Here is a 16,861-nt window from a genome sequence, read left to right on the forward strand (position 1 = left end):
CGACGGCGCGGGGCCCGCGGTTCCTCTAGCGGGCCGCGCGCCGCTGCGCGTCCTTGCGCCGCTCAAGCTCCCGGCGAAGCCCCGCGTTGGCGGTCTCCAGCTCCAGCACCTTGGCGACGCCGGCCAGGTTCAGGCCCTCCGCCAGCAGCTCACCGATCCGCCGCAGCACGGCCAGATCCGTCTCGCTATATTGCCGGGTGCCCCCCGCCGTGCGGTCGGGCGTCAACAGGCCCTTGCGCTCGTACAGCCGGATGTTCTGCTGCCCCGTGCCCACCAGCTCGGCCACTACCGAAATCGCGTAGACCCCCACGTCGTCCCCCCGTTGCGCCATGCTGCCCTCCTTCGGGTCGACGCCGCCGCGGCGCCGCAAAATCCTCTTGCACCAGTTTCATGCCGGTGCTATAAAAAAACTATATCCGCCACCATAGATAATTCGTAGATGGTAGAGGCGGCGGATAGCCCGAAAACCTGAAGGACTCTCGGATGAAGGAGTGGGAAATGATGTTGATGCGTACGGACCCGTTCCGTGAGCTTGACCGGCTGACCCAGCAGGTCTTCGGAACCACGGCGCGGCCTGCCGCGATGCCGATGGACGCCTGGCAGGAGGACGGCGAATTCGTTGCCGCTTTCGACCTCCCCGGCGTCAACGTCGATTCGGTGGACCTCGACATCGAACGGAACGTCCTGACCGTCCGGGCCGAACGCCGTGACCCGACCCAGCCGAACGTCGAGATGATCGCCTCGGAGCGGCCCCGCGGCGTCTTCAGCCGGCAACTGATCCTGGGCGATTCGCTGGACACGGAAAAGATCAAGGCCAGCTATACCGACGGCGTGCTGACCCTGCGCATTCCGGTCCTGGAAAAGGCAAAGGCGCGCAAGATCGAGATCACGCACAGCCAGGACAGCATGCACGAGATCGCCAAGTAGCACCGGCGGCATTTCTGCCGGTTTGGCGCGGGATCCGGTGCCCTCCGGCGCCGGGTCCCCGCCGTCCAAAAGGAGCATTCCACAAGGAGCCGTCCAAAAGGGGCCGTCCGAAAGGAGCCGTCCGAAAGGAGGGGCGGGGCCGTGAACCGTGACCCGCGGGGCCTGTATGCCGCGCTTGGCGTGGGGCCGGACGCCACCGGTGCGGACATCCGGCGCCGGTACCGGGCGCTGCTGCGTAGCCTGCACCCCGACGTCGGGGCGGCGGGCGGGGAGGACGTGCGCCGGGTCCTTGAGGCCTTCGCCGTCCTCGGCCACCCGGAATCCCGGGCCCGGTACGACCCCGCCTACGGACGGAGTGAGGGCTTCGATAGTGCCGGCCGGGACATCCCGGTGCGGCGGCGGGCCACGCGGCCGCTGGTCCGGGTCACCCCGGTGCGCTGGGAACGCGGGCCGTGGTGATGCGCGGCCGCCGGGTCCCCGCACCCGCCACCACAGCTGGACATGAGGAGGGCAGCCATGAGCGCATGGCGGCAATACGATTCACACCTGATCCCCGCCTTCCACGAACGCTTCGAGGAACGCTGGGGCGAGGGCACAGCACCGTTCCTTGACCCGGAGGCGCACGAACTTCCCCTGCCGCGCGCCCAATGGATCAACGTCGACACCGGGGCGGCGCTGGCCGTGGTGCCGATCTGGGCCGCCGAGGACAGCCAGCACCGCTCGTTCGGAGTCTTCTACCTGCCTCCGGCGGGCGACATCTGGGTCCTGCGACCCGGCTTCACCGCCTACCTGGAGCCCGCGGCGGACGACGCCGAGCAGCTGCTCACCCTGCGCAATGACGCGTTCAAGAAGGCCGTGGCGCACGCGAAGGAGTTCCTGTTCGGCCCCGACGGCGTGCACTACTGACCCGGCCCCCGGGGGCGGCCGGCCGCGGCACGGCGGCGCGGGCCGGGGTTTAGGAAGCGCCCCGCTCCGGGCCTAAGATCAATCAATCACCAGCGCAACTGCATAGGGGAACCACCGATGAAAGCTTCCGCCCGCGATCTGGCCGCCATCCTGCCCGCAGGGTTCACCATGGGCGTGGCCACTGCCGCGTTCCAGATCGAAGGCGCGCTGGACGAGGACGGCCGGGGCAAATCCGGCTGGGATGTCTTCGCCGCGGTGCCGGGCGCGATCGTGGACGACCACAGCCCGGTCATGGCCTGCGACCACTACCACCGGATGCCCGAAGACGTCGCGCTGATGAAGGACCTGGGCATCGACTCCTACCGGTTCTCGCTCTCCTGGCCGCGCATCCAGCCCGGCGGCAGCGGCCCGGTCAACCCCAAGGGCCTGGACTTCTATGACCGGCTGATCGACCTGCTGCTGGCCAACGGAATCGCCCCGATGGCCACCCTCTACCACTGGGACACCCCGCTGGAACTGGACGAGGCCGGCGGCTGGATGAACCGGGACACCGCGTACCGCCTGGGCGAGTTCGCCGAGATCGCGGCCGCGGCCTACGGCGACCGTGTGGCCCGGTGGGTCACCATCAACGAACCGGCCACGGTCAGCGCCAACGGGTACATGCTGGGCGTCCACGCCCCCGGTGAATCGCACATGCTCAAGGCCCTGCCCAGCGTCCACCACCAGCTCCTCGGCCACGGCCTGGCGCTGCAGGCGCTCCGGGCCGCCAAAGTCCCCGGCGGGATCGGCATGACCAACGTCTATTCGCCGATGGTCCCGGCGTCCATCAACCCCCTGGACAAGGTCAGCGCCGGCATCATGGACGTGGGGCAGAACCGGCTCTACGCCGATCCCGTCCTGCTGGGCAAGTACCCGGACGCCATCCGTGCCGCCACCTTCTTCTCCTCCTTCAGCCCCTCCAAGGAGGACATGGAGCTGATCTCGCAGCCCCTGGACTTCTACGGGCTGAACTACTACATGCCCACCCGCGTCGCGGCCGGCCCCGGTGAGGGCACCGTGCCCGAGGGCATGGCGGAGGCCATGGGCAACGACCTGAACGGCGGCGGGGGAGCGACGCCGTTCCATGTCGAGAGCTTCCCGGACACGGAGCTCACCGCCTACGGCTGGCCGATCAAGCCCGACTACATGGCCGTGGCGCTGGCCGAGATGGCCGAGCGATACCCCAACCTGCCGCCCGTCTACATCACCGAGGGCGGCGCCAGCTTCCAGGACCTGGAAATCCACGACGCCGAGGGCCGGCTGATCGTCCCGGACGAGCGCCGCGTGCGCTACCTCGCCGAGCACATCGAGGCGGCCATCGAGGCGACCTCCCCGGGCGGTTCGGCGGAATCAATCGACCTGCGCGGCTACTACGTGTGGTCCCTGCTGGATAACTTCGAATGGTCCGCGGGCTACCACCAGCAGTTCGGCCTGCTGCACGTGGACCGGGACACCATGGAGCGCACGCCCAAGGCCTCGTTCCACTGGCTCCGCGAGGTCATGGCCGCGCGGCGGGCGGCGTCGGAGTCCCTGGTTGACCCCAGCCCAGGGGAGTCCGCAGCGGCCGAGGCCACCCCGGAGGAGACGGCGCCGGCGGCCGGCTAGAGCAGGTCCAGCTCCTGCAGGCGCTTGACCATGCCGGCGCCGTCGGGGGAGTAGATCCAGGGCACCCCTGACGCGCTGTGATCGCCGCTGCCCGAGTGGCCGCCGGCCAGCACAGCCTCGCCGGCGGAGAGCTGTCGGATCCCGATCGCCGCCACCTGGCTGGCGTGCTCTTTCACGAAGTCCGAGTAGATCTCCTCGTCGTGCTGGCCGTTGTCACCGAAGAGCAGCCAGCGCATGTTCGGGAACTCGGTGGCCAGCAGTTCCAGGTTCCGGCGCTTGTGGTCCTGGCCGCTGCGGAACCAGCGGTCGTGGGTCAGGCCCCAGTCGGTGAGCAGCAGCGTCCCCTGCGGGTAGAGATTGCGGGTCATGAACCGGGCCAGGGTGGGGGCCGCGTTCCACGGCCCGGTGGACAGGTAGATCACCGGCGCCTCCGGGTACTCCACCATCAGCCGGTCCATCAGCACGGCCATGCCCGGGGTGGCCATCCGGGCGCGTTCGTTCAACACGAAGGTGTTCCACAGCGCCAGGAACGGGCGCGGGAGGGCGGTGACCATGATGGTGTCGTCGATATCGGAGACGATGCCCAGCGTGGTGTCCGGGGAAATGACATAAATCCGGGCCTCTGCCGGTTCGGTGCCGTCGGCGTGGATGGTTGCCGTGTGCCAGCCCGGTTCGAGCCGCACGGGGATCACGGTGTCCACGATGCCGCCGCGGTCGGCATGGACCGTCGTCGTGACGCCGCCGATCTCGATCTCCACCTCGACGAACTGGATCGGCACCGAGGTGAACGCGCGCCAGCCGCGGATGTTCTGGTTCCCGTTGAGTGCCACCTGCTCGGCCCGGCTGCCGGGCGCCGGTTTGCTGGTCAGCAGCACCCGGGCCAGGACCCGGACCCATTCGGTGGAGCCGTACCCCTGGTAGGCGATGGTCTGCGGCGAGAACTTCCAGCTGCGCGCCGCCTTCAGGCGCAGGTGGTTCACCGAATCCGAGACCAGGTGCGCGAACCGCAGCGCCTGGCTGGCCGACGGGGAGGACCTGGGGGCGGGTTGTTGGGACGCCATTTCCATGACACCACTCTCCCACAGCGTCAGTGCGGCCCCAGCAGATCCCGCAGGGTCAGGGCGTTGCGCACCGCGTGTCCGCCGCCGTCGTTGTTGAAGTAGGCATAGACGTCCCGCCCGGCATCCAGCCACTCGCCAATCCGCGCCGCCCACCAGCGGAGGTCGTCGTCCGGGTAGGAGCCGGCGTACAGCCGGTCCGGGTCCGGGCCGTGCAACCGGACATAGACGAACGGCGCGGTGGCGCGCAGGATGCAGGGCAGCCCGGCGCCGCTCATCACGCAGTACGCCGCGGCGTGGCGCTCCAGCAGGGCGTACACCTCCGGGTGGTCCCAGCTGGGGTGCCGGAACTCCACGCTCACCCGGATCCACCGGGGCAGCGCAGCAAGGAAATACTCCAGCCGCGCATCGTCCCGCTCCAGGTCCGGCGGCAACTGGACCAGCAGCACACCACGCCGCTCGCCCAGCTCGTGCCAGCCCCGGACGATCCGCTCCACCCACGCCTCCGGGCCGTAGAGCTTCCTGCCATGGGTCAGGCCCCGCGGCGCCTTGACGGACAGGACGAACCCCTCCGGAAGCCGCTCCCGCCAGCCGGCAAACGAGCCCTCCCGCGGCCAGCGGTAAAAGCTCGCGTTCAGCTCAACCGTGCCAAGCCGGGCGGCATAGTAGGCCAGCCGCCTGGCCGCGGGCAGACCCGGCGGGTAGAACACGCCCGCCCAGTGGTCATAGCTCCAGCCGCTGGTCCCGATGTGGGCCGTCCCGCGCGGCGTCCGCGCCAGCTTTGGCTGATCCTCCGGCATGGAAGGGATCCTAGCCCAGGCCCGTATGGCACGCTAAGAGCCATGGCACGCATCGAGGATTACGCAATGGTCGGCGACCTGCACACCGCCGCGCTGATCAGCACCGAGGGTTCGATCGACTGGCTCTGCCTGCCGCAGTTCGACTCGCCGGCCTGCTTCAGCGCCCTGCTGGACACCCCGGAGGCCGGCCGCTGGCTGCTCGCCCCGGCCGGGGGCGGCGAATGCACCCGCCGGAAGTACCGCAAGAACACCCTCATCCTCGAGACCGAGTGGGAAACTCCTGAGGGCAAGGCCAAGGTCATCGACTTCATGTCCCCGCGCGACGGCGCCGCGGACATCGTCCGGATCGTGGTGGGCATCCGCGGCAGTGTCCGGATGCGCGGCCAGCTGGCGCTCCGCTTCGACTACGGCAACATCATCCCGTGGGTCCGCCACGACGAGCACGGCATCCACGCGATCGCCGGGCCCGACGCCGCCTACCTCGTCACCGACGCCCCGCTGCGCGGCGAGCACCTGCAGACCGTCTCCGACTTCACGGTGAAGGCCGGCCAGCGGATACCGTTCGTCCTCACCTGGTCCCCGAGCCACCTTGGCCGGCCGCGGAAAGTGGACCCGGAGGCGGTGCTGGAAGCCACCGAATCCTTCTGGCTGCAGTGGGCGGACCGGTGCCGGATCACCGGCCCGTACCGGGAGCCCGTGCTGCGCTCGCTGATCACGCTCAAGGCCCTCACCTTCGCCCCGACCGGCGGGATCGTTGCCGCGGTGACCACGTCGCTGCCGGAGGAACTCGGCGGCGAACGCAACTGGGACTACCGGTACTGCTGGCTGCGGGACGCGACCCTGACACTGCAGGCGCTGCTGGCGTCCGGGTACTCCGAGGAGGCCGGCGCGTGGCGGGACTGGCTGCTGCGGGCCGTCGCCGGAGACCCGGCGGACCTGCAGATCATGTACGGCCTGCACGGGGAACGCCGGCTGCCGGAACTGACCCTCGACTGGCTGGACGGCTACGAGAAATCGACACCGGTCCGGGTCGGCAACGCCGCCGCCGGGCAGCTGCAGCTGGACGTCTGGGGCGAGGTGCTGGACGGGCTGGCGCTGACCCGCTCGGCCCTGCTCCAGCATCCCGACGAGTCCTGGGATGTCCAGGTGGCCCTGATGGAGCACCTGGAGACGGCCTGGAACCAGCCGGACAATGGACTCTGGGAAATGCGCGGACCCCGCCGGCACTTCACCCACTCCAAGGTGATGGCCTGGGTGGCGGCGGACCGGATGGTCAAGGGCGTGCGCGACTTCCACCTGCCCGGCCCCGCGGACCGCTGGGAGGACCTCCGGGACCGGATCCACGCGGACGTCATGGCCAACGGGTTCGACGCCGAACGCAACACGTTCGTCCAGTCGTACGGCCGGCCGGAACTGGACGCCAGCCTGCTGCTCATCCCGCGGGTGGGGTTCCTGCCGCCGGACGATCCGCGGGTGATCGGCACCATCGAGGCCATCCAGCGGGAACTGACGCACGACGGTTTTGTGCTGCGCTACCGGGTGGAGCAGAGCGACGACGGCGTCGCCGGCGGAGAGGGCGTCTTCCTGGCCTGCTCGTTCTGGCTGGTGGAGGCCCTGCTCGGGGCCGGCCGGCGCCGCGAGGGCGAGGAGCTGTTCAAGCGGCTCCTGGCGCTGCGCAACGACGTCGGCCTGCTGAGCGAGGAGTGGGGCGTCGAGGAGGCCCGGCAGCTGGGCAACACCCCGCAGGCCTTCAGCCACTTCGCCCTGATCCGCACCGCGCTGCAGTTGGAACCGGAGAAGGGGGATCGCGGCGACTAGCCGCTCCGGCCGCACTGGCGCGCCGCCGGCAGCAGTCCCCGGAATCACGCCGGGGACTTTCCTCCAGAGCTTAGATAAGTATACTTACTAACGTCCCCCACGAGGGGAACAGCACTGAAGGAGTTGGCGATGGCAGGATACTTTGAGCTCGTAGACGCACCCGACGGCGGGTACCGGATCCGGATGATTGACGCCGCAGGCGACCTGATGGCGGTCTCCGTGACCTTCCCGACCAAGCGGGCGGCGGTGGCCGGGATCGCCCAGGCCCGCGAGATCGCAGGCACCGGACTGGTGCGGGACCGCAGCGGCGACGGGCAGACCGCGATCATGGCGTCGATGGCCAAGCGCCGGACGGCGGGTGCGGGGCGTGGATCATCCCTCACCGGCGGCACGCTGGCTGCGACGAAGCGAACCCGTGCCCATCACTGACCACCCGCGCGCGGCCGTCCTCTTCGACGTCGACGGCACGCTGGTCGACTCCTCCTACCTTCACACCCTGGCGTGGTGGCAGTCCTTCCGCCAGGCGGGACTCGACGTGCCGATGGCGAGCATTCACCGCTCGGTCGGGATGGGCGGGGACAAGCTGCTGGACCACCTGCTGCCGGACCGCGACCGCGACGGCGACGACGCCCTCACCGCCTCTCAGGCGGCCGTCTTCGCCACCTACTGGCCGGCGTTGCGCCGCACCGACGGGGCCCGCGAACTCTTAGTCCAGTGCCACGACGTCGGCCTCGCCGTCGCCCTCGCCTCCTCCGCCCACGGGCGGGACCTGGAGATGCTGCGCGGCGCGATTGACGCCGACGCCTACCTGCACGCGGCCACCAGCTCGGCCGATGCGGAGGAGAGCAAACCGCAGCCGGACATCCTGGTCGCCGCGCTGGAAGCCGTGGGCGTTGCCGCGGACAACGCGGTCTACGTCGGCGATTCCGTCTGGGACATCAAGGCCGCCGCCAAACTCGGCATTCCCACCGTCGCCGTGACCTGCGGCGGCACCAGCGAGGCCGAACTGCGCGACGCCGGCGCGGCGGAGGTCTACGAAAACCCGCGCGCCCTGCTCGCCAACCTCGCCGGCAGCGTCATCGGGAAACTCGCCGCCCGCAGCCGGTGACGGCATCGGCACCCGGCGCCGGCCGCCCTCACAGGGTCCGTCGGTGCTTCTGCGCCCCGCGCCGGCGGCTCCACCCTCCCCATCACCAGATCCCATAGTTTTCACCGACAGATTCGACCCAAGAAAGAGGAATGCGCATGCAGGCACTCACATGGCAGGGCAAACGATCCGTGAGCGTGGAAGAGGTCCCGGATCCGGTCATTCAGGAACCGACGGACGCAATTGTGAAAATCACCTCGTCCGCCATCTGCGGCTCCGACCTGCACCTGTACGAGGTCCTCGGCCCGTACATGCACAAGGGTGACGTGATTGGTCACGAACCGATGGGCGTCGTCGTCGAGGTTGGGAGCGCGGTCAATAACCTGGCCATTGGCGACCGCGTGGTCATTCCCTTCAACATCTCCTGCGGCAGCTGCTACATGTGCAGCATGGGGCTGCAGTCCCAGTGCGAGACCACCCAGGTCAAGGAGAAGGGCTCCGGCGCCTCGCTGTTCGGCTTCTCCGAGCTATACGGCTCGGTGCCCGGCGGCCAGGCCGAATACCTGCGGGTCCCGCACGCAGATTATGGTCCGATCAAGGTGGGCTCTGAACTGCCGGACCAGCGCTACCTGTTCCTCTCGGACATCCTGCCCACCGCGTGGCAGGGAGTGAAATACGCCGACGTCCCCGAGGGCGGGACCATGGCAGTGATGGGGCTGGGTCCCGTCGGTCAGTTCGCCTCCCGGATCGGGCGCCACCTGGGACTTCGGGTCATCGCCGTGGATCCCGTCCCGGAGCGCCGCGCCATGGCCGAGCGGCACGGAGTGGAAACTCTCGACTTGTCCAAGGACGTGGCCGATGAGCTGCGCTCCATGACCCAGGGCCGCGGCGCCGACTCGGTGGTGGACGCGGTCGGCATGGAAGCGCACGATTCGCCGGTGGCCTCATTCATGCAGCACGCGGCCGGGCTGCTCCCGGACAAGCTGGCGCAGAAGACGTTCGAAAGCGCCGGGGTGGACCGGCTCTCGGCCCTGCACACAGCCCTCGACGCGGTCCGCCGCGGCGGCACCGTCTCCCTGAGCGGCGTCTACGGCGGCGAGGCCTCGCCGATGCCGCTGATGTCCATGTTCGACAAGCAGATCCAGCTGCGGATGGGCCAGTGCAACGTCCGCCGCTGGACCGAGGACCTGCTGCCGCTGGTGGAGGACGACGCCGACCCGCTGGGCGTGATGGACCTTGTCACCCACGAGGCCAGCCTGAGCGAGGCCCCGGCCATGTACGAGATGTTCCAGAAGAAGCAGGACGGCTGCATCAAGGTGGTCCTGAAACCCTAGGCTGCCGCCGGGCTTACAGCAGCCGCCGCAGCTTCCGCCAGGACTTACGGAACGTCTTCTCGGCTGCCGCTGCACGCAGGTCCTCGGCGGCGTGCAGCCGGCCGAGGGCGAAGCCGACGGCGGACCCGGCGACGGCTTCGCCCCCCGCGCCGGGACGCCGGGCCAGCTCCATGAGAACCGCCCGCGCCATGACGCTGTCCTGGTGCAGGCCCAGAACCTGTTGGACTGACCGGGCGCCTTTGGCCGCCCGGCGGCCGTACTTCAGCCGCTTGGCCGGTCCGTCCGGCACGGCGTCCAGCATCAGCTCGGCGGAGTACCGCAGCCGCTTGGCGGCCTTGCGCACCGTGTGTAGGGCGACGTCGTGATCCGCGCCCGACTCCCTGCCCGGCCCGGCGCCCGGGTCCGCGCCCGCCGTGTCGTCATTCAGGGCCACGGCGGCCCGGACCAGGCGCCGGCCGTCCCGGCGCACGGCCCGGTAGACCCGGCGCGCCGGCTCCCCGGCGGCAGGAGCCGAGGGCGGGTCGGCGAGGAAAGTATCGATGGCTGCCAGCAACCCGGCGTAGCGGGCACCTGTGAGGGCGTCGGCGGCCGCGGCGTGCCCGGCCGCCGTGTCGGCATCCAGCCGTGTGCCGATCAGGGCCGCAGCGGGGTCGACTGCCCAGCGCAGGGCCGCAGGCTCCGTGGCCGCCGCCTCCAGGAGCCGGTCCCGCACCACGCCGGGGTCCCGGGCCGAGCCCAGCACCCCCGAGAGCCAGCGCAGCTCGTCGCGCAGCGGTTCCACGGCACCGCTGACGAACAGGGTCCGGCAGGAAGCGAGGACCGAACGGAGCCGCCGGACGGCGACCCGCATTTGGTGGATATGCCCGGCCCGGCCCGCCCCGGCGCCGGGCGCCAGGCGGCGCACCTCGGCCACCTGCCCGGCCAGGTAGGCCAGCACGACGTCTCCCGCGGTGGATGCCACGCTTCACTGTACGTCTTCAGCGGCCGGCCCCGCCCGGCGTAGGCTGGGCTGGACCGCACCCGCCGCCACGCCCCAGGAGACCCCATGACACACCACCACGCCGGCCAGGTCGCCGTCGTCACCGGAGCGGGATCCGGCATCGGACGGGCGGTGGCCCGGCTGATGCTGGCCGAGGGCTACCGCGTGGTCCTGGCCGGCAGGCGGGAAGAGAAGCTGTTGGAAACGGGGGCCGGGCACGCCCTGGCGCTCACCGTGCCGTGCGACATCACCCGGCCCGACGACGTCGAACGCCTCTTCGCGGTGACGCTGGAGCGTTGGGGCCGGGTGGACGTTCTGTTCAACAACGCCGGAACGTTTGGTCCGTCGGCGGCCGTGGACGAGCTCAGCCCCGAGGACTGGGAGGCGACGGCGGCGGTGAACATCACCGGGTCCCTCCTCTGTGCCGGTGCCGCGGTCCGGGCGATGAAGGAGCAGATGCCGCAGGGCGGCCGGATCATCAACAACGGCTCCATCTCCGCCCACTCGCCCCGGCCCCGGTCGGTGGCCTACACCGTGACGAAGCACGCGATCACCGGGCTGACCAAAAGCATCGAGCTGGACGGCCGGGGCTTCGGCATCACCTGCGGCCAGATCGACATCGGGAACGCCGCCACCGGGCTGATGGACACGATCGGCGTGGGCGACGGGGCCCTGCAGGCGGACGGCAGCCGCCGGGTGGAACCGACCTTCCCGGTGGAGGATGCGGCCAGGGCGGTGCTGATGATGGCCGGGATGCCGGCCGCCGCCAGCGTGGGCTCGGTGGTCATCACCGCCGCCGGCATGCCCTTCATCGGCCGCGGGTGAGCTAAGCGGGCTCGGCGCAGCGGCACTGCGGCAGTAGCCCAGCCGCCCCAGCCCGTGGCGGGACTAGAGCGGAAGCAGCCGGGACAGGTCCGCCCGGAGGCCCGAGGCGGCCACCTTGCCAGCGTCCACCGCGTCCGCCCAGGCCAGGGAGCCGGTGACCATGGCGAGCCAGGTGGCGGCGTCGCACTCGATCACGTTCGGTGGCGTGCCGCGGGTGTGCCGGGGGCCCTCCACGCACTGGGTGACGCCGAACGGGGGGACCCGGACCTCCACGGAGTTTCCGGGCGCCCGGGCCGTGACTTCCTCCAGGGTGTAGCGGACGGCGGTGGCCACGGTGGCGCGGGGGACCGCCCCGTCCGTGGCTGCGCGCCAGGCCGCCAGGGCCGCGCGTCCTTCGTCCACCGGGATCCGGCGCCGTGCCACTGCCATGGCCCTAGTCCAGCAGCGCCGAGACGGCGTGGCCGAGGCGGATCTTGCCCACCGGCCGGCCACCTCCCAGCACCGGGTCGATGACTTTTTCGAGCACGCTGGAGACCTCGGGAATGTCCACGGCACCGGCGGCGGCCAGCAGCGTCAGCCCCACCAGGGTGGTGGCGCGGATGTTCCCGTCGAGGACTTTGATGGCCACGGCGACGCCCTGCGGGGTGGCCATGGCCAGGACGCCTTCGGCGCCGATCTTGGCGATGATGCCGAGGTCGTTCATCACGATAGTGTTCGCCTCGCCGCGGCCCTGGACCGCCCACGGGTAATCCAGCATGGAGGTGGCGATGGTGGCGGCCCGGGCGTTGGAGTGGTGGTCGCCGGGAGCCTTGGCCAGCTGGGAGTAGGCCCGGGCCAGTCCGGTGAGGGAGACGGCGGCCACGGGGGCTCCGCAGCCGTCGATGCCCAGGTGGGCGATCCGTTCCCCGCAGTATTCCTCAATCACAGAGCGGACGCGCTGCTGCAGCGGGTGGTTCGGCTCGAGGTAGCTGTGGGTGTCCCAGCCGTTCTCCGTGCAGGCCCACAGGAACGCGGCGTGCTTGCCGGAGCAGTTGAAGGCCAGCCGGGACTTGCCGCGCTCGGTCTGCACCAGCCAGGTCCGGGCGGTCTCGTCGGCCGGCCAGTCGGCGGGGCACTGCAGCTGGTCCTCGGTCACGCCGGCGGCCTTGAGCATGCCCTCAACCACGTCCATGTGGTCCAGGGACCCGACGTGGCTGCCGCAGGCAATGGCCACCTGGGCGCCCCTCAGGGGGACGCCCGCCTGCATCGCGGCGAGGGCCTGCAACGGTTTCAGGGTGGAGCGGGCGAACACCGGGGCGGTGATGTCGCCCAGTTCGGTGACCACCTGGCCATCGGCGGAAAGCACGACGGCGGCCCCGATGTGCCGTGATTCGATGAAACCGCTGCGCTCCACCACCGCCAATTCGACGGCGGACTCGACGGAGAAGGTGGCATGCGGGTTCAGAGGCATGCTGCCAGTCTAGGTGCCCGGGCCGCTGTCACCCGGTTACTCCACGGTGACCATGACGGACTGCCAGCCTGAGGCACCGTCGGGGACCGGATCGGCCCGCTTGTCCGTCTGCACCTCGCCGGTTCCGTCGGTAGCGCGGACCTTGAGGTAGTGCGGTCCGGGGGTGGCGTCCCACTCGTAGGACCACTGCCGCCACGTCACCAGGGACGCCTCGGTGGACAGTTCCACCGGGGTCCAGGGGCCGTTGTCGATCTGGATCTCCACCTTGGTGATGCCGCGGGTCTGCGCCCACGCGGTGCCGCCCACCGCTACCTTGCCGGCGGGGACCTTGGCGAAGGACTTGGGCACCTCCACCCGGGCCATGGTCTTGATCGGTCCGCGCTCGGACCAGCCGCGCTGGGTCCAGTAGGCCTTGGCGTCCGCGAACCGGGTCACCTCAAGGTCGACCACCCACTTGGTGGCGGAGACGAAGCCGTACAGGCCCGGGACCACCATCCGCACCGGGTAGCCGTGTTCCAGCGGCAGCGCCTCGCCGTTCATGCCGATGGCCAGCATCGCGTCGCGGTCATCCCGCAGGACCTCGATGGGGGTGGAGGCGCTGAAGCCGTCCACGGACGTGGAGAGCACCATGTCGGCGCCGTCCTTGGGCCGGGCCATCGCGAGGACGTCGCGGATGGGCATGCCCAGCCACTTGGCGTTGCCGGCCAGGTTGCCACCCACCGGGTTGGAGACGCAGGTCAGCGAGACGTGGGACTCGATCAGCTTCGCGTCCAGCAGGTCCTGGAAGGTGAGCCGGACCTCCTGCTCCACCATGCCGTGGACCCGCAGTTCCCAGTCCTGGGCATTGACCTCGGGCACGCTGAGGGCGGTGTCGATGCGGTAGAAGTCCTTGTTCGGGGTCAGCCACGGCGTAACACCGGGCACCTTGGACTGCACCCCGGCGGGAACGGGGGCGGCAGCCTTGGCCGGTGCGGGAAGGGCCAGGCTCTCACGGGCCTTGGCCACGTTGCTGCGGGCGGCGCTGAGCAGCCGGCCACCGGTGGCGGCCACGGCAGCCCCGACGGCGGTGATGCCGGTTGCGGCGAAGAAGGCGCGGCGGCTGGTGGCCGGCCGGTCCGGTTCCTTGGCGCTGCGCCCGACTTCGGCGTCGGGCCAGGACCGCATCCGCCAGAGCTTCCCGATCAGGAACCGCAGGACCACCAGGCCAGCCACGGTGCCAATCAGCGACGGGATGGCATCCAGCGGCTTGACGCTGGCACGCGTCACGACGCTGGCGACGATCACGGCGCCCATCAGCAGCACCCCGGCGACGCCGAGCGACCAACGCCGGTAGGCGACGATGCCGAGCACGCAGGCGAGGAGGAAGATGGTCAGGCCCATCCCCGCAAAGAGGGCGGCCTTGTCATTGGTGCCGAACGTGGCGATCGCAAAGTCCTTCATCCACGGCGGGGTGAAGTCGATGAAGGTCGAACCGAGGGCGATCAGCGGGGTGGCGCGGGCCGTGAAGAAGGCCCCTACGAGTTCCGCGACGGCAAGGACGACGCCGGCGGACACCACCCCGGCCAGGGCGGCCATGACCGTGGGCCCCGAGGGCAGGAAACGCTTACGCGGCCGCGCGGTGGTGCCGGGCTGAGTGCTGCTGGACGATGTCATATCCCTTATTCGGAGCCGCTGACCCGGGGGATTGCCGGCCCGACACAGCTTAGGAGCCTGCCGCGTGCACAAAGTACCCTAGGGAACTGTGAAGGTACTTGTCATCGGCCCCGGCGGCCGCGAACACGCCATTGTCCGTTCCCTGCTCGCCGATCCGAATGTCTCCGAGGTCCACGCGGCGCCGGGGAACGCCGGCATCAGCACCCTGGTCCCCACCTATGCCATCGACGCCAACGATCCCGACGCCGTCGCCGCCCTCGCGACCCGGCTGGCCGTCGACCTGGTGGTCGTCGGCCCCGAGGCGCCGCTCGCCGCCGGTGTGTCGGACGCGGTCCGTGAAGCCGGGATCCCGGTCTTCGGCCCCAGCAAGGCCGCCGCCCAGCTCGAGGCCTCCAAGGCCTTCGCCAAGGACATCATGGCCGAAGCCGGCGTGCCGACGGCCATGGCCCGCGTGGCCTCCAACGCCGAGGAAGCCGCCGACGCCCTCGACACCTTCGGCGCCCCGTACGTCGTCAAGGACGACGGGCTCGCCGCGGGCAAGGGCGTCGTGGTCACCAACGACCGGGACGAGGCGCTGGCCCACGCGCAGAGCTGCTTCGACGCCGGCGGTACCGTGGTCATCGAGGAGTTCCTCGACGGACCCGAGGTGTCGCTGTTCGTCCTCTGCGACGGCAGCACCACGGTGGCGCTCTCTCCCGCCCAGGACTTCAAGCGCATCTTCGACAACGACGAGGGCCCCAACACCGGCGGCATGGGCGCATACACCCCGCTGGAATGGGCGCCCGAAGGCCTCGTGGACGAGGTCCTGGAACGGGTGGCGCAGCCCACCGTCAGCCAGATGGCCCACCGCGGCACTCCCTTCGTCGGCGTGCTCTTCATCGGCCTCGCGCTGACCTCACGCGGTACCCGGGTAATCGAGTTCAACGTCCGCTTCGGCGACCCGGAAACGCAGGCGGTCTTGGCCCGGCTCAAGACCCCGCTGGGCGGCCTGCTGATGGCTGCCGCGAAGGGCGAACTCGCCGAAGTCCAGCCGCTGCGTTGGTCCAGGGACACCGCGGTGGCCGTCGTCGTGGCCGCCGAAAACTACCCCGGCACCCCGCGCACCGGTGACCGGATCCGCGGGCTCAAGAAGGCCGAGGCCCTGGATGGCGTCCACGTGATCCACGCCGGCACCCGGCTCGACGACGACGGCAAGGTGGTCTCGGCCGGCGGCCGCGTCCTCGCCGTCGTCGCGCTTGGAACGGATCTGGTGGAGGCCCGGGAACGGGCGTACGACGGCGTCGAGCTGATCCAGCTGGAGGGATCCCAGTACCGCACCGACATCGGTGCCAAGGCCGCCCGCGGTGCGATCACCGTGGCCGGCCCCGCCGCCGCGACGAAAGCGAAGTCCTGACCATGAACGCACACGAACCCCTCGCCGGCGGCCTCCAGACCCAAGCCCCCGAGCTGCCGGGCTGGAAGCACATCTACTCGGGCAAGGTCCGCGACCTCTACGCGCCGGCGGACCCCGCCATCACGGAGCGGATGGGCCAGGACTGCGTCCTGGTGGTGGCCAGCGACCGGATCAGCGCCTATGACCACGTGCTGGCCAGCGAGATCCCGGACAAGGGCCGCATCCTGACCCAGCTGAGCCTGTGGTGGTTCGAGCAGCTCGGTGTCGAGCACCACGTCCTCGCCGCCATGGCCGCCGACGGTGTCCCGGCAGAGGTGGAGGGCCGGGCCATGATCTGCAAGAAGCTGGACATGTTCCCGGTCGAATGCATCGCCCGCGGCTACCTCACCGGCTCCGGCCTGGTCGAATACCGGGACTCCGGCACGGTCTGCAGCATCCCGCTGCCGCCCGGGCTGGTCGACGGCTCCCGGCTGGAGCACGCCATCTTCACTCCCTCCGCCAAGGCCGAGGTGGGCGAGCACGACGAAAACATCACCTACGACGCCGTCGTGGACCTGGTCGGCGCCGACACCGCCGCGCGGCTGCGGGACCTGACCCTGGAGATCTACACCAAGGCCGAGGACATCGCCCGGGGCCGCGGGATCATCCTCGCGGACACCAAGGTGGAGTTCGGCGTGGACGCCGCCACCGGTGTGATCACCCTCGGCGACGAGGTCCTGACGCCCGACTCGTCACGGTTCTGGGACGCCGCCACCTACGAGCCGGGCAAGGCGCAGCCCTCCTACGACAAGCAGTATGTCCGCGACTGGCTGACCTCGGCCGCGTCGGGTTGGGACAAGTCCTCCGACACGCCGCCGCCGGCGCTGCCGGACGACGTCGTCGCCCGCACCCGGAGCCGCTACGTGGAGGCCTACGAGCTGCTGACCGGCCGCACCTTCGCCTGAGGCGCCGCCGGCCGCTGGCTGGTGGCCCCTGTTAGCTGAGGGC

18 protein-coding genes are annotated in these 16,861 nt (G+C 70.4%); 11 read left to right on the plus strand and 7 right to left on the minus strand.

Going from position 1 to position 16,861, the window contains the following annotated elements:
* Positions 1-25 precede the first annotated feature (25 nt).
* Complete coding sequence (locus ABC337_RS10500) at positions 26-331, minus strand: MerR family transcriptional regulator (protein ID WP_412884003.1); 306 nt, start codon at positions 329-331, stop codon at positions 26-28.
* 170 nt (positions 332-501) lie between these two features.
* Between ABC337_RS10500 and ABC337_RS10505 the strand changes: the two genes are divergently transcribed.
* The 4 genes from ABC337_RS10505 (at position 502) to ABC337_RS10520 (ending at position 3,477) form a co-directional block, all read left to right on the plus strand.
* The gene (locus tag ABC337_RS10505) at positions 502-927 is read left to right on the plus strand and encodes an Hsp20/alpha crystallin family protein (protein WP_412884950.1); all 426 of its coding nucleotides are present in this window, start codon (positions 502-504) and stop codon (positions 925-927) included.
* Between the two features lie 141 nt (positions 928-1,068).
* Positions 1,069-1,386: a J domain-containing protein gene (locus tag ABC337_RS10510; RefSeq protein WP_412884002.1), complete on the plus strand. Its 318-nt coding sequence runs from the start codon at positions 1,069-1,071 to the stop codon at positions 1,384-1,386.
* A 57-nt stretch (positions 1,387-1,443) separates the two neighbouring features.
* Complete coding sequence (locus ABC337_RS10515; protein WP_412884001.1) at positions 1,444-1,833, plus strand: hypothetical protein; 390 nt, start codon at positions 1,444-1,446, stop codon at positions 1,831-1,833.
* 117 nt (positions 1,834-1,950) lie between these two features.
* Positions 1,951-3,477 carry a GH1 family beta-glucosidase gene (locus tag ABC337_RS10520; protein WP_412884000.1) on the plus strand — a complete coding sequence of 509 codons (1,527 nt, stop codon included), beginning with the start codon at positions 1,951-1,953 and terminating at the stop codon, positions 3,475-3,477.
* On the opposite strand, the gene ABC337_RS10525 is transcribed toward ABC337_RS10520, so the two are convergent.
* On the minus strand, positions 3,474-4,538 hold the full coding sequence (locus ABC337_RS10525) for an App1 family protein phosphatidate phosphatase (protein WP_412884949.1): 1,065 nt from the start codon (positions 4,536-4,538) through the stop codon (positions 3,474-3,476). The genes ABC337_RS10520 and ABC337_RS10525 overlap by 4 nt on opposite strands.
* A gap of 26 nt (positions 4,539-4,564) precedes the next feature.
* On the minus strand, positions 4,565-5,335 hold the full coding sequence (locus ABC337_RS10530) for a DUF72 domain-containing protein (RefSeq protein ID WP_412883999.1): 771 nt from the start codon (positions 5,333-5,335) through the stop codon (positions 4,565-4,567).
* Positions 5,336-5,377: 42 nt separating this feature from the next.
* On the opposite strand from ABC337_RS10530, the gene ABC337_RS10535 reads away from it, so the two are divergent.
* From ABC337_RS10535 to ABC337_RS10550, 4 genes are all read left to right on the plus strand, one after another.
* Positions 5,378-7,153, plus strand: a complete 1,776-nt coding sequence (locus ABC337_RS10535; RefSeq protein WP_412883998.1) for a glycoside hydrolase family 15 protein — start codon at positions 5,378-5,380, stop codon at positions 7,151-7,153.
* Positions 7,154-7,282: 129 nt separating this feature from the next.
* Positions 7,283-7,582, plus strand: coding sequence for a YegP family protein (locus ABC337_RS10540; protein WP_290256181.1), 300 nt, complete (start codon positions 7,283-7,285; stop codon positions 7,580-7,582).
* Positions 7,569-8,261, plus strand: a complete 693-nt coding sequence (locus ABC337_RS10545; RefSeq protein WP_412883997.1) for an HAD family hydrolase — start codon at positions 7,569-7,571, stop codon at positions 8,259-8,261. The genes ABC337_RS10540 and ABC337_RS10545 overlap by 14 nt, the downstream gene beginning before the upstream one ends.
* A gap of 137 nt (positions 8,262-8,398) precedes the next feature.
* Complete coding sequence (locus ABC337_RS10550; protein ID WP_412883996.1) at positions 8,399-9,574, plus strand: zinc-dependent alcohol dehydrogenase; 1,176 nt, start codon at positions 8,399-8,401, stop codon at positions 9,572-9,574.
* A gap of 13 nt (positions 9,575-9,587) precedes the next feature.
* Here the strand turns inward: ABC337_RS10550 and ABC337_RS10555 are convergent, their stop codons facing one another.
* Entirely contained in the window at positions 9,588-10,535 is a 948-nt protein-coding gene (locus ABC337_RS10555) for a CHAD domain-containing protein (RefSeq protein WP_412883995.1), read from the minus strand.
* An 84-nt stretch (positions 10,536-10,619) separates the two neighbouring features.
* On the opposite strand from ABC337_RS10555, the gene ABC337_RS10560 reads away from it, so the two are divergent.
* Complete coding sequence (locus tag ABC337_RS10560; RefSeq protein WP_412883994.1) at positions 10,620-11,378, plus strand: SDR family oxidoreductase; 759 nt, start codon at positions 10,620-10,622, stop codon at positions 11,376-11,378.
* Positions 11,379-11,441: 63 nt separating this feature from the next.
* On the opposite strand, the gene ABC337_RS10565 is transcribed toward ABC337_RS10560, so the two are convergent.
* Genes ABC337_RS10565 through ABC337_RS10575 form a run of 3 tightly spaced genes read right to left on the minus strand, consistent with a single transcriptional unit; the run spans position 11,442 to position 14,403 of the window.
* The gene (locus ABC337_RS10565; RefSeq protein ID WP_412883993.1) at positions 11,442-11,807 is read right to left on the minus strand and encodes a sterol carrier family protein; all 366 of its coding nucleotides are present in this window, start codon (positions 11,805-11,807) and stop codon (positions 11,442-11,444) included.
* Between the two features lie 4 nt (positions 11,808-11,811).
* Positions 11,812-12,828: an asparaginase gene (locus tag ABC337_RS10570; protein ID WP_412883992.1), complete on the minus strand. Its 1,017-nt coding sequence runs from the start codon at positions 12,826-12,828 to the stop codon at positions 11,812-11,814.
* Positions 12,829-12,864: 36 nt separating this feature from the next.
* Entirely contained in the window at positions 12,865-14,403 is a 1,539-nt protein-coding gene (locus tag ABC337_RS10575) for a molybdopterin-dependent oxidoreductase (protein WP_412884948.1), read from the minus strand.
* Between the two features lie 166 nt (positions 14,404-14,569).
* On the opposite strand from ABC337_RS10575, the gene purD reads away from it, so the two are divergent.
* Both purD and ABC337_RS10585 read left to right on the plus strand, forming a co-directional pair.
* Complete coding sequence (gene purD, locus ABC337_RS10580) at positions 14,570-15,874, plus strand: phosphoribosylamine--glycine ligase (RefSeq protein WP_412883991.1); 1,305 nt, start codon at positions 14,570-14,572, stop codon at positions 15,872-15,874.
* A gap of 2 nt (positions 15,875-15,876) precedes the next feature.
* Positions 15,877-16,818, plus strand: coding sequence for a phosphoribosylaminoimidazolesuccinocarboxamide synthase (locus tag ABC337_RS10585; protein WP_412883990.1), 942 nt, complete (start codon positions 15,877-15,879; stop codon positions 16,816-16,818).
* The last annotated feature ends 43 nt before the right edge of the window (positions 16,819-16,861 follow it).

The sequence above is a fragment of the Arthrobacter phoenicis genome (genome assembly GCF_047238215.1).
Classification (GTDB): domain Bacteria; phylum Actinomycetota; class Actinomycetes; order Actinomycetales; family Micrococcaceae; genus Arthrobacter.